The following is a 15,261-nucleotide window of genomic DNA, read 5'->3' as shown; positions in this document are numbered from 1 at the left end:
CGTAAATATGCCGGGTAGGGGTGGGCCGGTGGCCGGTAACCTCTCTGGTATGCCGAAACTCGCCTACCTCGGACCCGAGGGCACCTTCTGCGAAGCGGCCCTGCGGATCCTCGCACCGGATTCCGAGCGTCTGCCCTGTGCCAATGTCACGGCGGCGCTGGAAGCCGCGCGAAGTGGCGAGGCCGACGGCGCCGTCGTCCCCCTGGAGAACTCCGTCGAGGGCGCGATCACCGTCACGCTCGACGAGCTGGCCTGGGGCGAACCGCTCCTGATCACCGCCGAGCTGCTGCTGCCCGTGGAGTTCTCGCTGCTCGTGCGGCCCGGCACCGCGATGCCGCACATCAAGCGGGTCTACACCCACCCGGCCGCGATCACCCAGTGCCGCAACTTCCTGGCCCGCGAGCTGCCCGACGCCGTGGTCGTCGCCGCGCCGTCGACGGCCGCCGCCGCGCTGGAGGTCTCGATGTCCGGATCGCCGTACGACGCGGCGATCGGCCCGGCCATCGCGGGCGAGCACTACGGGCTGGTCGAGCTGGCGTCGCGCATGGGCGACCGCGACGACACCGTCACGAGGTTCGTCCGCGTCTCCCGTCCGGGGCCGCTGCCCGAGCCGACCGGAGCCGACCGCACGTCCCTGGTCGCCTTCCTCCGCGACGACCACCCGGGCGCGCTGCTGGAGATGCTGAGCGAGTTCGCGGTGCGCGGGGTCAACCTGACCCGCATCGAGTCGCGGCCGACCGGCGACGGCATCGGGCGCTATTTCTTCCACTTCGACGCCGAGGGCCACGTCGTGGAGGCCCGCGTCGGCGAGGCGCTTTCCGGCCTGCGCAGGCTGTCGGACGATGTGCGCTTCCTCGGCAGCTACCCCCGGGCCGACCGGCTCTCGCCGCAGCTCAAGAGGGGCACGACCGACCCGGACTTCGCCGAGGCGGCCGGCTGGCTCGCCGCTATCCGCACGGGACAGGTGTGACAGATCACATCCGGTGGCAATAGGCGCGCGAGCGCCGCTCGGACATCGGTAGCCTTTGTTACGTGATTGACCTGCGTACCCTTCGTGAGGACCCGGACCGGCTACGGGCGTCGCAGCGTGCCCGCGGTGAGGACGACTCCGTCGTCGACACGCTGCTCGACCTGGATGAACGCCGCAGAAGCGCGCTGAGCGGCTATGAGTCGCTGCGCGCGGAGCAGAAGAGCGTCGGCAAGTCGGTGTCCACGTCCTCCGGCGACGAGCGGGTCGCGCTGCTCGCGCGGGCCAAGGCGCTCGCCGTCAACGTGAAGGGCGCCGAGGCCGAGGCCGAGAAGCTCGGCAAGGAGCTCGACGGGCTGCTGATGGCCGTGCCCAACATCATCGAGGAGGGCGCCCCCGCCGGCGGCGAGGACGACTACGTCGTGCTTGAGGAGGTCGGGGAGAAGCCGAGCTTCGACTTCACCCCCCGCGACCACCTGGAGCTCGGCGAGATGCTCGGTGCGATCGACACCGAGCGCGGCGCCAAGGTGTCGGGGGCCCGGTTCTTCTTCCTGACCGGCGCCGGGGCCAGGCTGCAGCTCGGCCTGCTCAACATGGCCATGCAGCAGGCGATCGAGGCGGGCTTCACGCCGATGATCACCCCTGTGCTGCTCAAGCCCGAGGCGATGGCGGGCACGGGCTTCCTCGGCTCGCACGCTTCGGAGGTCTACCGGCTGGAGGCCGACGACCTCTACCTCGTCGGCACCTCGGAGGCCCCCATGGCCGCCTACCACTCCGACGAGATCCTCGACGGGAAGTCCCTCCCGATGCGCTATGCCGGGTGGTCGTCGTGCTTCCGGCGCGAGGCGGGGTCGTACGGCAAGGACACGCGGGGCATCATCCGGGTCCATCAGTTCGACAAGGTCGAGATGTTCTCCTACTGCCGCCCTGAGGACGCGCGTGAGGAGCACGCCCGCCTTCTCGAGTGGGAGAAGGAGATGCTGACCAAGGTCGAGCTCCCGTACCGCGTGATCGACACCGCCGCGGGCGACCTCGGTTCGAGCGCCGCCAGGAAGTTCGACTGCGAGGCGTGGCTCCCGACGCAGAACCGCTACCTGGAGCTGACCTCCACGTCCAACTGCACCGAGTTCCAGGCCAGGCGGCTCGCTGTGCGCTACCGGGACGCCGAGGAGAAGCCCAGGCACGTCGCCACCCTCAACGGCACCCTGGCGACCACACGGTGGATCGTGGCCATTCTGGAGAACCACCAGCAGGCCGACGGCTCCGTCGTGGTTCCCAAGGCGCTGCGCCCATATGTCGGACTGGACGTCCTGGAGCCGGTCAAGTAGGTCTGTTTCAGCGGGGTAAGTCGCTTATCCGACTTGCGGGTAAGCGGCTTACTCTTGCGTCGTCTGTTACGTATGTCCGCTTTGTCAGAACCGGCGGCTCGTTATACGACACGAAGGCGGGGCTCGCCTGACGCGAACCCCGCCTTCTGTGTGTCAGTGGTCAGACGGCGCGGACCTGCGACGCCTGCGGGCCCTTCTGCCCCTGCGTGACCTCGAACTCGACGCGCTGGCCGTCTTCGAGGCTGCGGTAGCCGTTGCCGACGATCTCGGAGAAGTGCACGAAGACATCCGGAGCTTCACCGTCCGGAGCGATGAATCCGTAGCCCTTCTCGGCGTTGAACCACTTGACGGTTCCCTGAGCCATTAAAGCTCTCCCTGCAATTGATCTTGGGGTTCACACCTCGCGAACCCCGGGTTGTGTCGCACAGCTTCCCGGGGCCGCTCAGACAGTCAAGCTGGTTCTGCACATCGGGTTCAGCTAATACAACGCCACCACATCTAACACCATCGGAGCGCCTTTGTTCCCCCTCCTGGCGAGATTCTTTTACTCTCTGGGCTGACGCCGGACCTGTGCCCAGCACAGGGCAAACTAGACGTTGTTATGGTCAGCCCCAGACTCGTCGCCACCGACCTGGACGGCACCGCCCTGCGGTCGGACGGCACCGTCTCACCGCGCACGGCGGCCGCGTTCGCGCTCGTCGAACAGGCGGGCGCGGTTCTCGTGTTCGTCACCGGCCGGCCGCCCCGCTGGATGGGCATCGTCGCCGGCGCCGTGCGCCACCGCGGGCTCGCCATCTGCGCCAACGGGGCGCTCGTCTACGACCTGCACACCGAACGCATCGTGGAGTCCCACCTCATCGATCCTGAAGTGCTCTCAGAGGCCGTGGGGCGTTTGCGCGGCAGGCTTCCCGAGCTCAGCTTCTCCGTCGAGTACGAAGGCGGGTTCGCCCATGAGAGAGGGTTCGGGCTCGGCGGCTGGGACAGTCGTGATTCCTTGGGGCGCCACGTGGCCGCCGCGAAGCTGATCTCGCGGCCCTGCGCCAAGCTTCTGGCCTTCCACCACGACATGGACCCCGACCTGCTTCACATCATCGTCACGGAGGTCGTGGGCGACCTGCTTACGGCGACCCACTCCAGCGGCAGGGCGCTGATCGAGATGAGTGCCCGGGGTGTGACGAAGGCCACCGCGCTCGCCACCCTCGCCAGCCGTCACCTCGTCGGCGCGGACGAGGTGGTGGCGTTCGGGGACATGCCGAACGATCTTCCGATGCTCGGCTGGGCCGGCACCTCGTACGCCGTGGCGAACGCCCACCCCGACGTGCTGGCCGCCGTCACGAACGTGACGGCGGCCAACGACGACGACGGGGTCGCCCTGGTGCTCGAAAAGCTGTACGGGTGACCTGGGGCCCCTTACAGGTACGGGCCGGAGGCGCGGTGTGGCGGCTGCTCCTCCTGCGACATGCCGCCGGGCAACGCGCGCCGCATCTGCTCCAGCTGGGCCCGAGCGGCCATCTGCTGGGCGAACAGCGTGGTCTGGATGCCGTGGAAGAGGCCCTCCAGCCAGCCGACGAGCTGGGCATGGGCCACGCGGAGCTCGGCGTCGCTCGGGGGAGGACTGTCGTCGCCACCGGTGAACGGCAGGGACAGGCGCTCGAGCTCGTCGACGAGCTCGGGGGCGAGGCCGTCTTCCAGCTCCTTGATAGAGCTTTGGTGGATGTCCTTGAGGCGCTTGCGGCTCGCATCGTCGAGAGGCGCCGCGCGGACCTCCTCAAGGAGCTGACGGATCATGCTGCCGATGCGCATGACCTTCGCGGGCTGCTCCACCAGCTCGGCGACCGAGCGCTCCGAGCGCTCGTCGTGCTCGCCGTTGTCCCCCTCGACCGTCAGGCCATCGGGGCCGACGACCACGATATGCGGGGTGCTCTCCTCAGCATTCATGCCATTCAACCTAGCTCACCTGGCCAACAGGACTTTCCCGATGTGGTCACCGGATTCGAGGATGCGGTGGGCCTCCGCTGCCTCGGCCATCGGCACCACCGCGTGGACGACCGGCCGTACCGCTCCCGCCTCCACGAGGGGCCACACGTTCTCGCCGACCCCCCGGACGATGGCGCCCTTTTCCGGCACCGGCCGGTTGCGCAGGCCGGTGGCGTGGATCGAGGCCCGCTTCGCGAGCATCGCGCCGAGGTCGAGCTCACCCTTGGCGCCGCCCTGGAGGCCGATGACCGCGAGCCGCCCGCCGGTCTTCAGCACGGAGATGTTCTTGCTCAGGTACTTCGCGCCCATGATGTCGAGGACCACGTCGGCGCGTACCTTCTCGGCGAAGTCCTCCTCGCGGTAGTTGATCGCCTCGTCCGCTCCCAGTTCGAGGCAGCGCGCGACCTTCTCGGCCGTACCGGCCGTGACGACGACGTGGGAGCCGAGCGCCTTGGCGAGCTGGACGGCGCAGGTGCCGATGCCGCTCGCGCCGCCGTGGACCAGCAGCGTCTCCCCGCGCCGCAGCCGCGCCGTCATGAAGACGTTCGACCAGACGGTGCAGGCGACCTCGGGCAGCGCGGCGGCCTCCACCAGCGTGATCCCGGAGGGTGCGGGGAGCACCTGCTCCCAGGGGACCGCCACCTTCTCGGCGTAGCCGCCGCCGGCCAGCAGCGCGCACACCTCGTCCCCCGGGGCGAACCCCTCGACGTCCTCGCCGACCTCGGCGACCACTCCTGAGCATTCGAGACCCGGGAAGTCGGGGGCGCCGGGGGGAGGCGGATAGAACCCCTGCCGCTGCATCAGGTCGGCACGGTTGACCCCGGCGGCGGCCACCTCGATCAGCACTTCTCCTCGTGCGGGACGGGGATCTGGAACCTCCCGCCACTCCAGCACCTCGGGTCCACCGGGCTGGGAAATAACGATCGCGTGCATGTGCCCAAACTATCCGGGTAGCCAAGTCGGCGGTTGACCACGTTGGTCGTGATTGCGGGCGGTAATCTTCAATCTATTTGCTGCCCCTTTAGCCCAGTCCCGAGGGGGAACACGGTGGCAAGACACGATCGTGAGGATCCTCATTCCCTTGAAGAGCAACTCGCCTGGCTCGACGCCATCAAGGAGAACGAGGAGGCGCCCGTCCCGGTGACCGTCACCGCGGACGACACCGTCGTCTCGCCATATCCCAAAGACCCCTGGGCCATGGTTCCCGCGGAGCCCCCGGCGGCCTCGTCGCCGCTGTTCCGCGCCGCAGGCGACCCGACGCACGGCACCACGCAGCCCGACGACACCGCGGCCGAGCGCGGCAAGGGGGATACGACCGAACTGCGTCCACCGGCGGCCGAGGGTCTCGGCGGCTGGGGCAAGAAGGACGAAGCGCCATCCTCGCCGGGCGGTGGGCGCGACACCGGCGCCTTCTCGGCGCCCATCACCGGGCCGTCCGAGCCGCTTTCCCGCTCTGACACCTCGTCGCCTTCGGGCGGCGCCTTCGGCGAGCGGAGCCCGTCCTCAGGCGCGGGCGCGTTCGGTGAGCGTTCTCCGTCTTCCGGGAGTGGCGCTTTCGGTGAGCGTGCTCCTTCGTCGGGCGCCGGCGCTTTCGGCGCCTTCGGCGACCGGCCGGCTTCGTCAGGCGGCGGCGCGTTCGGTGAGCGCGGTGCCGGCGCGTTCGGGGAGAGGCCCGCGCAGTCCGGCGGCGGCTTCGGTGAATCCACCTCCCCGCCGCCGGCCTCGTCCGCTTCGTCTACCGCTTCGTCGGCCGCATCGCGGACCGAGGAGCAGTCCGTGAGCGACGACACCGACAGCTTCACGTTCGGCTCGCTGACCGAGGAGCCTCCGGGCGGCACCGGCTCCGGCTGGGTTCCCGTGGGGCCCCTCGCCTCCGGCAAGGGCGACACGCCCAAGCCGTACCAGCCAGAGCCCAAGCCGTACGAGCCGGAGCCCAAGCCGTACGAGCCGGAGCCCAAGCTGTACGAGCCGGAGTCCAAGCCGTACGAGCCGGAGCCCGAGGCGACCGGCGAGCAGTCCATGCGCGGCTGGCTCGAGGCCGCGCTCCCGGCGGCGGATACCGGCGAGGCCGACCCCGAGCAGGAGCGGTTCAACGCCTTCGTATCAGCGGGCGGCGCCAACACCGATGATGTCGTCGTGCCGCGCGTGGAGCACGCGCTGTACGAGCCCGAGAAGGCCCCGCCCGCCAAGCGGCCACCGGCGCCCGCCACCGGCGGCGAGCCGAAGGCACAGGCCGCGAACGCCCCGGCGGCCGAGCCGGCGACGCAGGAGCAGCCGCCCGAGGAGCAGCGCGAGCCGTACCGGGCGCGCCGCAGGCAGTCTCCGCCGCCCGCGCACCCCCTCCAGCCCGCCTGGGGCACCTCCACGCGCCAGCAGGGGGCCGCGAAGGCGGCGAGCGGCGTCAGGCAGACCGCCGACAGCCTCGACCCTGTGTCGTTGCTCCGCGGGCGCAGGAACGCTCCCGCGGGCGGCTGGCGCAAGCTCGTCTTCAAGGCCTCCGCCGGGCTGATCAAGCCGGGTGAGTCCCCCGAGGTGCGCCGCCGCCGCGAGCTGGTCGCGCGCGCCCGTACCCCCGTCGCGACCGGCCATCACCGGGTGGCCGTCCTCAGCCTCAAGGGTGGCGTGGGCAAGACGACCACGACCGTGGGCCTCGGCGCCACGCTCGCGTCCGTACGGGGAGACCGGGTGATCGCGGTCGACGCCAACCCCGACCGGGGGACCTTGTCGGACAAGGTGGAGCTGGAGACCTCGGCGACCGTACGTGATCTGCTCAACGAGCGGCAGCAGATCAAGCGATATGTCGATATAAGAGCGTTCACCTCGCAGGCGCCCTCGCGGCTGGAGATCCTGGCCTCCGACCGCGACCCGTCGGTGTCCGAGGCGTTCAGCGCCGCCGACTACCAGTCGGTCGCCCAGGTGCTGGAGAACTTCTACTCGATCTGCCTGACCGACTGCGGCACCGGCCTGCTCCACTCGGCGATGTCGGGTGTCCTCGGCCTGGCCGACCAGCTCGTGCTGGTCAGCTCACCCTCGGTGGACGGCGCCAGGGCCGCCTCCGCGACCCTCGACTGGCTGGAGGCGCACCACTACGCCGACCTGGTCAAGGCCGCGACGGTGGTGCTGTGCAGCGTGCGGCCGCGCTCGAAGTCGACCGTGGACCTCGACCGGCTGGAGGCGCACTTCGCAGCCCGCTGCCGCGCGGTGATCCGCGTGCCCTACGACCCCCATCTGGAGGAGGGCGCCGAGATCGACCTCGACCGGCTGCAGCCGGCCACGCGGGAGGCGTACCTGCTGCTGGCGGCCTCGGTGGGCGACAACTTCGGAGGCGCCCGCGGCTGACCCCGGCGGCCTTGGCGGAGGGTGTGGGATTCGAACCCACGAGGCCGTCGCCGACCTGGCCGCTTTCAAGGCGGCTGCACTCGTCCACTATGCGAACCCTCCAGTGCGACACCAACGATAGCGGTGCCGGGCGGGCGCTCGCGCGCGAGTAGCAGTCGTACAGCCCTATTCGTACGGCTCGTCCGGCTGGCTGACCTTGGCGACGGCGGTGGCCTTCATCTCGGGGGCCACCGTCCCCTTGGGCAGCCGGTCGTACGGGGTGGGCACCCACGCGCCCGTCACCTCGACCCACGTGTCGTCGCGAGGCGCGGGGACCCCGAGCACGCTCACCTTCAGGGGGAACGCGTCGGCCGCGCAGCACCTCAGCTGCATGCGGGTGAGGTACCACTGCCCCTTCTTCTTCGAGTGCGTCGCGAAGCCGGTCAGCCTGACCTGCCTGTCCACGAGCGAGCGGTTCGCGTCGCCCCAGGCCCGGCCGATGAACTCGCCAAGTGGCATGGCCGTCGGCTTGTCCCGGGCGAGGACGTCGTACGCGTCGAGCGCCGACGGGCGCGGCTGGGGCGTCTCGTCCCGCTCGGCGGCGAACGATCCGAGTGGCGGCGGGGCGATGAGGAAAATGGCGATCACCGGCAGGCAGAGCAGCCACGCCACCCGGGGCCCGTGCCGGTGCTCACCCACCGATCCTTGCTCTGTGCCGGCCTCCGCCTTGGGGGTGTACGGCTTGCGCCACTCCTGGACCAGCCCCAGCACGCCCAGCGCGAAGATGACCAGGCCCGCGGCGATGAGCAGCGGCCGGAAGCCGGGTTTGACGTAGTTCAGGTAAACCGTGGACAGCGCGGAGACGCGCAGGATCGCTCCGCCGAGCAGGGTCATCACCAGGCTCTGCGCCATACGGTTCACAGCAGCACCCATCCCACCAGGACGCTCACCAGAACGGCCAGCGTGAACGTCAGCGGGACGAAGCGGAGCGCGAAGGCCCGGCCGAACGTCCCCGCCTGCAAAGCGATCAACTTCAGGTCCACCATCGGCCCGACCACCAGGAAGGCCAGCTTGGCGGTCGGGGAGAAGGCCGTGAGCGACGCGGCCACGAAGGCGTCCGCCTCGGAACAGATCGACAGGATGACCGCCAGCACCGCGAGCACCAGCACCGACAGCCAGGGGATGTCGCCCACGGACGAGAGCCAGGACCGGGGGACCACCACGTTCAGCGTCGCCGCCGTCAGCCCGCCGACCACCAGGAACCCGCCGGCGTGCAGGAAGTCGTGCCGCATCGCCGACAGGAACGCCGCCCACCGCGACTCGCCCTCATGCGCCGTACGGGAAGGGATGCGCAGCCAGCCGGGACGGCCGAGCAACTGCCAGATCCAGCCGACCAGCACGGCGACGAGCAGGGAGGCCGCGAACCGGCCGGCGACCATGAGCGGCTGGCCAGGGAACGCCACGGCGGTCGCCACCAGCACCACAGGGTTGATCGCCGGGGACGCCAGCAGGAAGGCGAGCGCCGCCGCCGGGGTCACCCCGCGCGCCATCAGCCCCGACGCGACCGGAACCGACGCGCACTCGCATCCGGGCAGCACGAGCCCTGCCACGCCCGCGACGGGCACGGCGGCGTACGGCCGGCGCGGCAGCACGCGGTTCCAGAAGGAGGGCGGCACGAACGCGGTGATCGCCGCGGACAGCGCCACGCCGAACACCAGGAAGGGGATGGCCTGCACGCAGATCGCCACGAAGATCGTGGACCACGTGCGCAGGGCCGGTGCGGTCAGATGAGGTGCGAGGAGGAGGTCGCCGAGCAACAGGAAGCCCACCAGGGCCGCGAACACCCAGGGGAGAACCTGTGCTTCAGGAGCTCGCCGTCCCCACGTCGGCGGGGGGACCGGACTGTCGGGCTCAGCGGTCCAGTCGAGTGTGGTTCGGTCGCTCATGAATGACTTAAGGGGTATTTCCGGATATCGGGGGATATGGGCATGAGGGGTATGTGTTGGACGTCGTTCGACGCCTTGACGCTACACCCGTCCCCTTGGTCGCAGTTGCCCAAGTAGCCAACCGGGACCGGTGACCTCAGCGCCCAGCTCTCGCGCCCGCCGGCGGAGCTCGCGATCAGCCGTCACGACCAGCACCCGCTCCCACGGCCTGGTCTGCCGGATCTCCCCTACCGCCTCCACGATCGCGTCGTCGCCGCTGCCGGGTGCGTCGACCACGGTCACGACGCCATCGGAGCGGACCCCCTTGGCCGCCCCCTCGACGATCATGATGAGCCGAGGGAACCACTTGGCCGGCGCGGGAAACCCCTCCGGAGGGCGCAGGCCGTGCCTTGCCAGATCCTCGGCGTCCTCCAGCAGGCGTCTCGTCGCACCGGCGCGGTCGCGCCACCAGCCGTGCTCGGCGCGCGCGCCCACGATGTTGGCCGCGTCCAGGACGACCACGGACGGCGGGAGGGCGGACCTGATCTCCGGCCAGGTCTCGGCGAAGCCGGGATGCAGGGTCTCGCCCACGATCTCGTCGGCGGGCAGCCACCGCATCTCGGTGCTCTCGCCGTTCGCCGGAGCGGACGGGAAGCGGGCCTCCGCTTCCGCGATCACCGTCTGGAAGGACCAGCCGCCGTGGTCGTCGGTGTAGACGCCGAGGATGCGCAGGCCGTCGCCCTTCAGGGCCGCCTCCTCCAGGGCCTCCCGCATCGCGCCCGTGACGGCGTCCTCGTGGCTGTCGAGCGCCCCGCCGGGAAGGCCCCAGGTGCCCCCGTGATGGCTCCACAATGCCCGCTTCTGCATAAGGATGTGCGGGATGCCGCCGGTATCGAAGTGGACGGCCAGCAGACCCGAGGCCCCGTGCACTCCCCAGTGCCTGTGGCCCCGCTCGCACAGCGCCCACCCGTCGCCGTCCTTCGCCACCATCCCTCTATCCTGCCCCAACCCCCTCGTCCCGGATCCGCCCAGGCGGGCTTCTCCGGCGTCCTCGGTTCAACACTTTCGTGAGATGGGCCTCGCTTCGCTCGGACTGTGCTTATTTGGAGCTCGCTCCCACGTCGGCGAACCTGCCGATCGGGATGCCTAGACCACGATCAGAGTCCACAAAGCCGTGTCCCCGGAAATGTCACGGCGTAGGAAGTGGGCCGCACAGTTCTTGGTAGGCGTCGCGTAGTTCGACTGCTTCGGGTATCCGGTGCGTTTCAACGGCGGCGATCACTTCGGCCGCGCGCCAGTAGTTCGACGGCACCAACAGGCCGCTCGTTATGGCGGTGAGCGTCGCGTGCCCGGCCTCGTCGGGTTGGTCAGATGCCAGGAGCGCCAGGGCTAGGTCGAGGCGGGCTGACACGGCTCGCCGAGGGCGTGGCGGGCCGTCCTCCGTCGACTCCAGCCGGGCGAGCACCTGGCGGGCGTACGGCTCCGCAGCGGGATCTCCGAGCCATGACAGCGTCGTCGCGGTGTATGCGTCACTCTTGGCGGGGTCGTACCGGTAATGATGTTCGGGCCGGTCAGGCGATGGCAGCGGCGCGACAAGCCGGGCGACCCGGCCCAACGCGTGTCGTGTCTCGCTACCCGCACCCAGCCGCGCCCATGCCCGGCCCTCCTGCGCGGTTGCTTGGATATATGCCGAACTACCCCTTGGCGCGACCCGCTGCGCAGCCTGTGAGAGGCTCAGCGCCCGCTGGTAGGCACCGGTTGTGAGAACCTGCCACGCTTCCGTTTCCAGGCACCATGCCGCGACCTCGCGATGCTCGGCATGCCTGGACAGTTGGGCGGCCGTCCGGAGCCGCGCGGCGCCGGCCGGGAACTGGTGGAGATCGATGTGGCAGGTCGCGGCGAGCAGGGACAACCAGCCTCCGGCTACGAGCAGGCGCCGATGCTCGGCGAGCGTCTTCTTCGCGTCGACCAGCCGGGAGACGTACGCCAAGTGCTGACGGACTCGTCCGAGCAGCTCGGCCGGTGGTGTACCGGGGTAGGCCACCGCGAGATCGTCAACGGCCTGCTCCAGCAGCTCCAGAGTCTCCGAGCCCACGTCGCTGGCCGCGGCCCGTTGAGCCAGTTCCAGCGCGTCGGTCTCATCGTCACACCAGGCAGCGTTCCCGGACCTCTCGTTGGTCGTGAGCGCCAGTTCTGACATCCCGACGCCGAACGCTCGGGCGTACAGCGTGGCGTAAAGCTCGTTCGGACGATGTGCGCCAGCTTCCCATGAGCGGATCATCCGCCGCAGGCTGTCGGTCTGCGGGAGGCGGTCACGGGTACGGGCGTCGGCCGCATCGCGCAGCCGTATTGCCATGTCCTTCTGGCTCCACAAGCGGGTCCGCCGTTCAGTGCGTAGCCGAGCAGCCCAAGCCGGAACGTCGTTCATCGCGCGCACCTCATTCAGGGGACACGGGGTTCTCCGCCTGCTTCCTCCAGTGTCCTCTTCCCGTCGCGATCACGCAGCGTTGTGATGGAGCAACGTTCAGAGATGACGGAACCCGCAGGCGCGTCCACGCCGTACGGGTCCCTTGATCGCATCGGAGTGCGACCCATGACCAAGGCTAGAGCCATCCGGATCCGCTGGCAGGCCGACCGCCCACCATTGCCACTCGGCTGCCGGTGGTGCGGGCACGCCCCGTACGCCCACGACGCTTCCAGCCTGCCGCATCGCCGTCATCATCAGTGGGAGCAGCCCACGTCGGCGCAGGTTCACGCGAGGTTGGCCGCGCGGCGGCGTCTCGGGTTGTGCGAAATGTTCCCCGCCGCAGCGCCTGCGCGTCCCCTGAGGGTCCATCCGCCTGCCACCGTGCCGGGTCCGGGGCGTCACGTACGGCCCGTCGCGGCGGCCCCGTCCCTCCAAGGGCGAGGACGCTCGCCGAATACGCCGCCTTTGATCGGCGGGCGGGGTCCGTACAGGAGCGGAGTGGCGGCGTGAGCCGGGAACCGGGGCGGCACCGGATCGGCGTACGGCCCGGCCAGGTCCAGCCCCGACGCTGGGACCTGGCAAAGCGGGCGGCAGCCGCCCAACTCGACCAGATGGAACCCGCCTGGCACATCTCCTACGGCGTGGGAAGCCGCAAGTTCACCGCCATCGCCATCTGGCATGCCCCGCATCCGCTCAGAGTCGAAGCGCCCACCGTCGAGGAACTACGCGAACTGATGCGCGAAGCCGAGCTGGATGCGATGGGCATGCTGGTCGACCTCGCAGTGAGGGCATCGTGACCGGGCATGCCGACCAGCCCGATCAATCAGATCGGGTCGAGGGCGAACGGGTCGAAGACGGTCATGCTGAGGGGGATCAAGGCCACCCTCTGCTCGACCTGTACGGGTTCCCGGCCACTGCAGGACGTGGCGTCGGTGGGTACATTCCCGCGCGTCGGCCGACTGAGATGCCCCCGGTTCCCAAAGAGATCGACGTCCTGGTGGAGCAGCAGCTCGCCGTGCTTGGCCAGACGTACCCGGCCTGGCGGATAACTCGGGTCAGACGCCCGGATGGCACCCCAGGCGGATGGTGGGCCACGCGATACACGCCGCTGACCCAAGCCCAACGCGCCGCCGGCCTGGTACCCAGCATTGCTCGCGGCGACGCCATCGCCCTCGTGATGGAACTCGCCGTACAGGACGAGATCGCCAACCAGAACGGCTACACCGACCGTGGAACCGACTACCTGAACGGCTAAACCGTCACGTGAAACCGAGCACCACAGCCGATACGCCGAGGCGTTACACAACTTCCCGAGCCGAAGGGCTCGGGACGCTCGGACGTACCCCATAGACGCGCGGCGGGTCTGAGCCGGGGGTGGCGGGGTCCGCCGCGTCGACCATTCCACTCATCTGCGAGGAGAACGCCGATGCAGCCGCAAGCCGGCTACGAGAGCGGCGACGTCGCGGCGCTGGTCATAGCCGGGCTGTTCACCGTCACCTGCTTGGGGCTGGCGTGGATGGAGCATTGGGACAGCCGGCAGGACAAGCGCAGCGAAGACCGCGACCTCCCCGAGTCGTAGTAGCGGTTCTTTCTGGGGCGGTGTACTCAGCCCTTGTGCGTGAGTGAACGACTCGCCACCGCTGCCATATGCGCCCTGAAGACGTTCGCCGCGTCGGTGTTGCGGGTTCTCAGGGCGACCATGGCGGTGAGGATGACGTCGCACAGCTCGCTGTCGACGTCGTCCCAGGTGTGGGTGAAGCCCTTGCGGGGGTTCTGGCCGAGGGCGCCGATGACGGCTTCGGCCACCTCGCCCGCCTCTTCCGACAGCTTCATCAACCGCAGGAGCAGTTCGACATCGGGTGCCAGCGTGCTTTCGGCGTCGAGCCAGGCTACAAGCCGGTCGACGGTGTCCCACGTCTCGGCATCCATGGTCGCCCAGGCTACAGCGCCCTGGAGCGGGAGCCGAGAGCCACGATCGCCTTCCGGTCGTTCCCCGTTGATCACTGGTCTGTCTGGCGGGCAGTGAGCTGTTTCGAGGCGGCCGATGAGGCATTCGTGAAACGCTGTTCGTAGCCGACGGACACGGTCAGTCATCGGTGTGTCAAATCCCTCCCCTGGCACGGCTTGATGGGGAGGATTTGATACATGGACCTTCCGATGAGTGGAAGGCGCGTGACGTTGAGAAAGAGGGGGTCGGCTAACCGCCTGGTCGGCTAACCGCCGCCCTTGGCGAAGTGCTGGTAGTCCTTGGCGCCGTTGAAGTAGCCGCCCCACTCCCAGCCGTACTTCTCGAACAGCTTGACCACGCGGTCGTCCGCGTTGATGACGCCGGGCTTGTGCAGCGGGCGCTTGGCGAACTTCCTGGCGTTGTCGTGGGCGACCGAGCCGTCGGGCTCCACCCAGGGGTTCTCCCGGGGGTTGATGTCGATGGCCCTGCCGTACGAGTGCTTCGACCAGCTGCTGGCGCCCGTGGTCCTGCGGCAGTTGAACGCCGAGGTGTTGTCGGCCTCGATGGAGTCGAAGTCGCTGCCCTTGTAGGCGTCGATCGGCACCATGCGGGCGATGGGGTACCGCCACTCGTACAGTTGCTTGAACTGCGCGACCACGTCGGTGGTGACCCCCCGGTTGACGATCAGCTCGCCGGTGTGGGCCTTGTCGTCGAAGCCCCAGTACGTCAGCGTGACCTTCCGCAGGCTTTCCGGGGAGACCGGGCAGCCGGGGCGCCACGAGGACTTGAGCTGGCCGGCCGTGACCTCGGAGACCTTCGAGGTGAAGGCCGGCGGCTCCGGCGTGGAGGAGGCTTCGGGGGACGGTGTGGCGGAGACCTCGCCGGTCGGTGTGGGGGCCGCGCCGGACGGCGAGCCGGATGGTGAGGTCACCGGAGACGACGGCGCGGGCTCCGCGGTGACACCGGAGCTGGTGCCGCAGGCGGTGACGGTGGCCGACACGCAAGCCAGGGCGAGAACACCCAGGTGGCGAAGCTTTCGTATCTCGGACATACGCCAGGGTAAGGGCTTCCTGACTGCGCTCGTGACGAAATCGTGATGTCCGCCGTCCGTGGCGGCGTAACCAGACCGTTCGGGATCTGTGTCGCAGGTTTTACTCGGAAATCCTCGCGCACATGTTCGAGGGCGCGCTACAGTCTTGGCCATCGGATCGAACAGAGGTTCGGGCCGAGAGGTCCAGGTGAGGGGTGGTGTGGCCATGGCGTTGCTCTCGCCGCCCAAGCAGCAGGCGTCCGGCCGGCCGTGCGCCCCGCCCAGATCGGCGACACGCCGT

16 protein-coding genes and 1 tRNA gene are annotated in these 15,261 nt (G+C 69.4%); 7 read left to right on the top strand and 10 right to left on the bottom strand.

Annotation, left to right across the window (positions count from 1 at the left end; all coding sequences use genetic code 11):
* Positions 1-49: 49 nt before the first annotated feature.
* Complete coding sequence (gene pheA / locus ACOZ38_RS44640) at positions 50-970, top strand: prephenate dehydratase (protein ID WP_424536844.1); 921 nt, start codon at positions 50-52, stop codon at positions 968-970.
* A 62-nt stretch (positions 971-1,032) separates the two neighbouring features.
* Entirely contained in the window at positions 1,033-2,295 is a 1,263-nt protein-coding gene (gene serS / locus ACOZ38_RS44635) for a serine--tRNA ligase (RefSeq protein WP_424536843.1), read from the top strand.
* Between the two features lie 160 nt (positions 2,296-2,455).
* On the opposite strand, the gene ACOZ38_RS44630 is transcribed toward serS, so the two are convergent.
* Complete coding sequence (locus tag ACOZ38_RS44630) at positions 2,456-2,659, bottom strand: cold-shock protein (protein ID WP_262840623.1); 204 nt, start codon at positions 2,657-2,659, stop codon at positions 2,456-2,458.
* Positions 2,660-2,896: 237 nt separating this feature from the next.
* Between ACOZ38_RS44630 and ACOZ38_RS44625 the strand changes: the two genes are divergently transcribed.
* The gene (locus ACOZ38_RS44625) at positions 2,897-3,694 is read left to right on the top strand and encodes an HAD-IIB family hydrolase (protein WP_424536842.1); all 798 of its coding nucleotides are present in this window, start codon (positions 2,897-2,899) and stop codon (positions 3,692-3,694) included.
* A gap of 11 nt (positions 3,695-3,705) precedes the next feature.
* Here the strand turns inward: ACOZ38_RS44625 and ACOZ38_RS44620 are convergent, their stop codons facing one another.
* Positions 3,706-4,233: a bacterial proteasome activator family protein gene (locus ACOZ38_RS44620; RefSeq protein WP_424536841.1), complete on the bottom strand. Its 528-nt coding sequence runs from the start codon at positions 4,231-4,233 to the stop codon at positions 3,706-3,708.
* A gap of 15 nt (positions 4,234-4,248) precedes the next feature.
* A complete protein-coding gene (locus tag ACOZ38_RS44615; protein WP_424536840.1) occupies positions 4,249-5,205 on the bottom strand; it encodes an NAD(P)H-quinone oxidoreductase in 957 nt (318 codons plus the stop codon).
* Positions 5,206-5,319: 114 nt separating this feature from the next.
* Here ACOZ38_RS44615 and ACOZ38_RS44610 point away from each other — a divergent pair, with 114 nt between their 5' ends.
* A complete protein-coding gene (locus tag ACOZ38_RS44610; protein WP_424536839.1) occupies positions 5,320-7,611 on the top strand; it encodes an AAA family ATPase in 2,292 nt (763 codons plus the stop codon).
* Between the two features lie 12 nt (positions 7,612-7,623).
* On the opposite strand, the gene ACOZ38_RS44605 is transcribed toward ACOZ38_RS44610, so the two are convergent.
* The 5 genes from ACOZ38_RS44605 to ACOZ38_RS44585 all read right to left on the bottom strand — a co-directional run bounded on the left by ACOZ38_RS44605 (position 7,624) and on the right by ACOZ38_RS44585 (position 11,943).
* Positions 7,624-7,713: transfer RNA gene (locus ACOZ38_RS44605), tRNA-Ser, on the bottom strand.
* 63 nt (positions 7,714-7,776) lie between these two features.
* Positions 7,777-8,502, bottom strand: coding sequence for a TIGR03943 family putative permease subunit (locus ACOZ38_RS44600; RefSeq protein ID WP_424536838.1), 726 nt, complete (start codon positions 8,500-8,502; stop codon positions 7,777-7,779).
* A gap of 5 nt (positions 8,503-8,507) precedes the next feature.
* Positions 8,508-9,536 carry a permease gene (locus ACOZ38_RS44595; protein WP_405142690.1) on the bottom strand — a complete coding sequence of 343 codons (1,029 nt, stop codon included), beginning with the start codon at positions 9,534-9,536 and terminating at the stop codon, positions 8,508-8,510.
* An 81-nt stretch (positions 9,537-9,617) separates the two neighbouring features.
* Positions 9,618-10,505 (bottom strand): NUDIX hydrolase, encoded by an 888-nt coding sequence (locus ACOZ38_RS44590; protein WP_424536837.1) that lies wholly within the window; start codon positions 10,503-10,505, stop codon positions 9,618-9,620.
* Between the two features lie 199 nt (positions 10,506-10,704).
* Entirely contained in the window at positions 10,705-11,943 is a 1,239-nt protein-coding gene (locus ACOZ38_RS44585; protein ID WP_424536836.1) for a hypothetical protein, read from the bottom strand.
* Positions 11,944-12,488: 545 nt separating this feature from the next.
* On the opposite strand from ACOZ38_RS44585, the gene ACOZ38_RS44580 reads away from it, so the two are divergent.
* From ACOZ38_RS44580 to ACOZ38_RS44570, 3 genes are all read left to right on the top strand, one after another.
* Positions 12,489-12,779: a hypothetical protein gene (locus tag ACOZ38_RS44580; protein WP_424536835.1), complete on the top strand. Its 291-nt coding sequence runs from the start codon at positions 12,489-12,491 to the stop codon at positions 12,777-12,779.
* Positions 12,776-13,237 (top strand): hypothetical protein, encoded by a 462-nt coding sequence (locus ACOZ38_RS44575; RefSeq protein ID WP_424536834.1) that lies wholly within the window; start codon positions 12,776-12,778, stop codon positions 13,235-13,237. The genes ACOZ38_RS44580 and ACOZ38_RS44575 overlap by 4 nt, the downstream gene beginning before the upstream one ends.
* 171 nt (positions 13,238-13,408) lie before the next feature.
* Positions 13,409-13,561, top strand: a complete 153-nt coding sequence (locus ACOZ38_RS44570; RefSeq protein WP_424536833.1) for a hypothetical protein — start codon at positions 13,409-13,411, stop codon at positions 13,559-13,561.
* A gap of 26 nt (positions 13,562-13,587) precedes the next feature.
* On the opposite strand, the gene ACOZ38_RS44565 is transcribed toward ACOZ38_RS44570, so the two are convergent.
* Positions 13,588-13,911, bottom strand: coding sequence for a MazG-like family protein (locus ACOZ38_RS44565; RefSeq protein ID WP_424536832.1), 324 nt, complete (start codon positions 13,909-13,911; stop codon positions 13,588-13,590).
* 284 nt (positions 13,912-14,195) lie between these two features.
* Positions 14,196-14,930 (bottom strand): M15 family metallopeptidase, encoded by a 735-nt coding sequence (locus tag ACOZ38_RS44560; protein WP_424536831.1) that lies wholly within the window; start codon positions 14,928-14,930, stop codon positions 14,196-14,198.
* Positions 14,931-15,261 lie beyond the last annotated feature (331 nt).

The organism is Sphaerisporangium viridialbum (assembly GCF_049674955.1).
GTDB classification, from domain to species: Bacteria; Actinomycetota; Actinomycetes; order Streptosporangiales; family Streptosporangiaceae; genus Sphaerisporangium; species Sphaerisporangium viridialbum.
The sequence above is the reverse complement of the archived record's forward strand: the minus strand, read 5'-3'. Positions and strand labels throughout refer to the sequence as shown.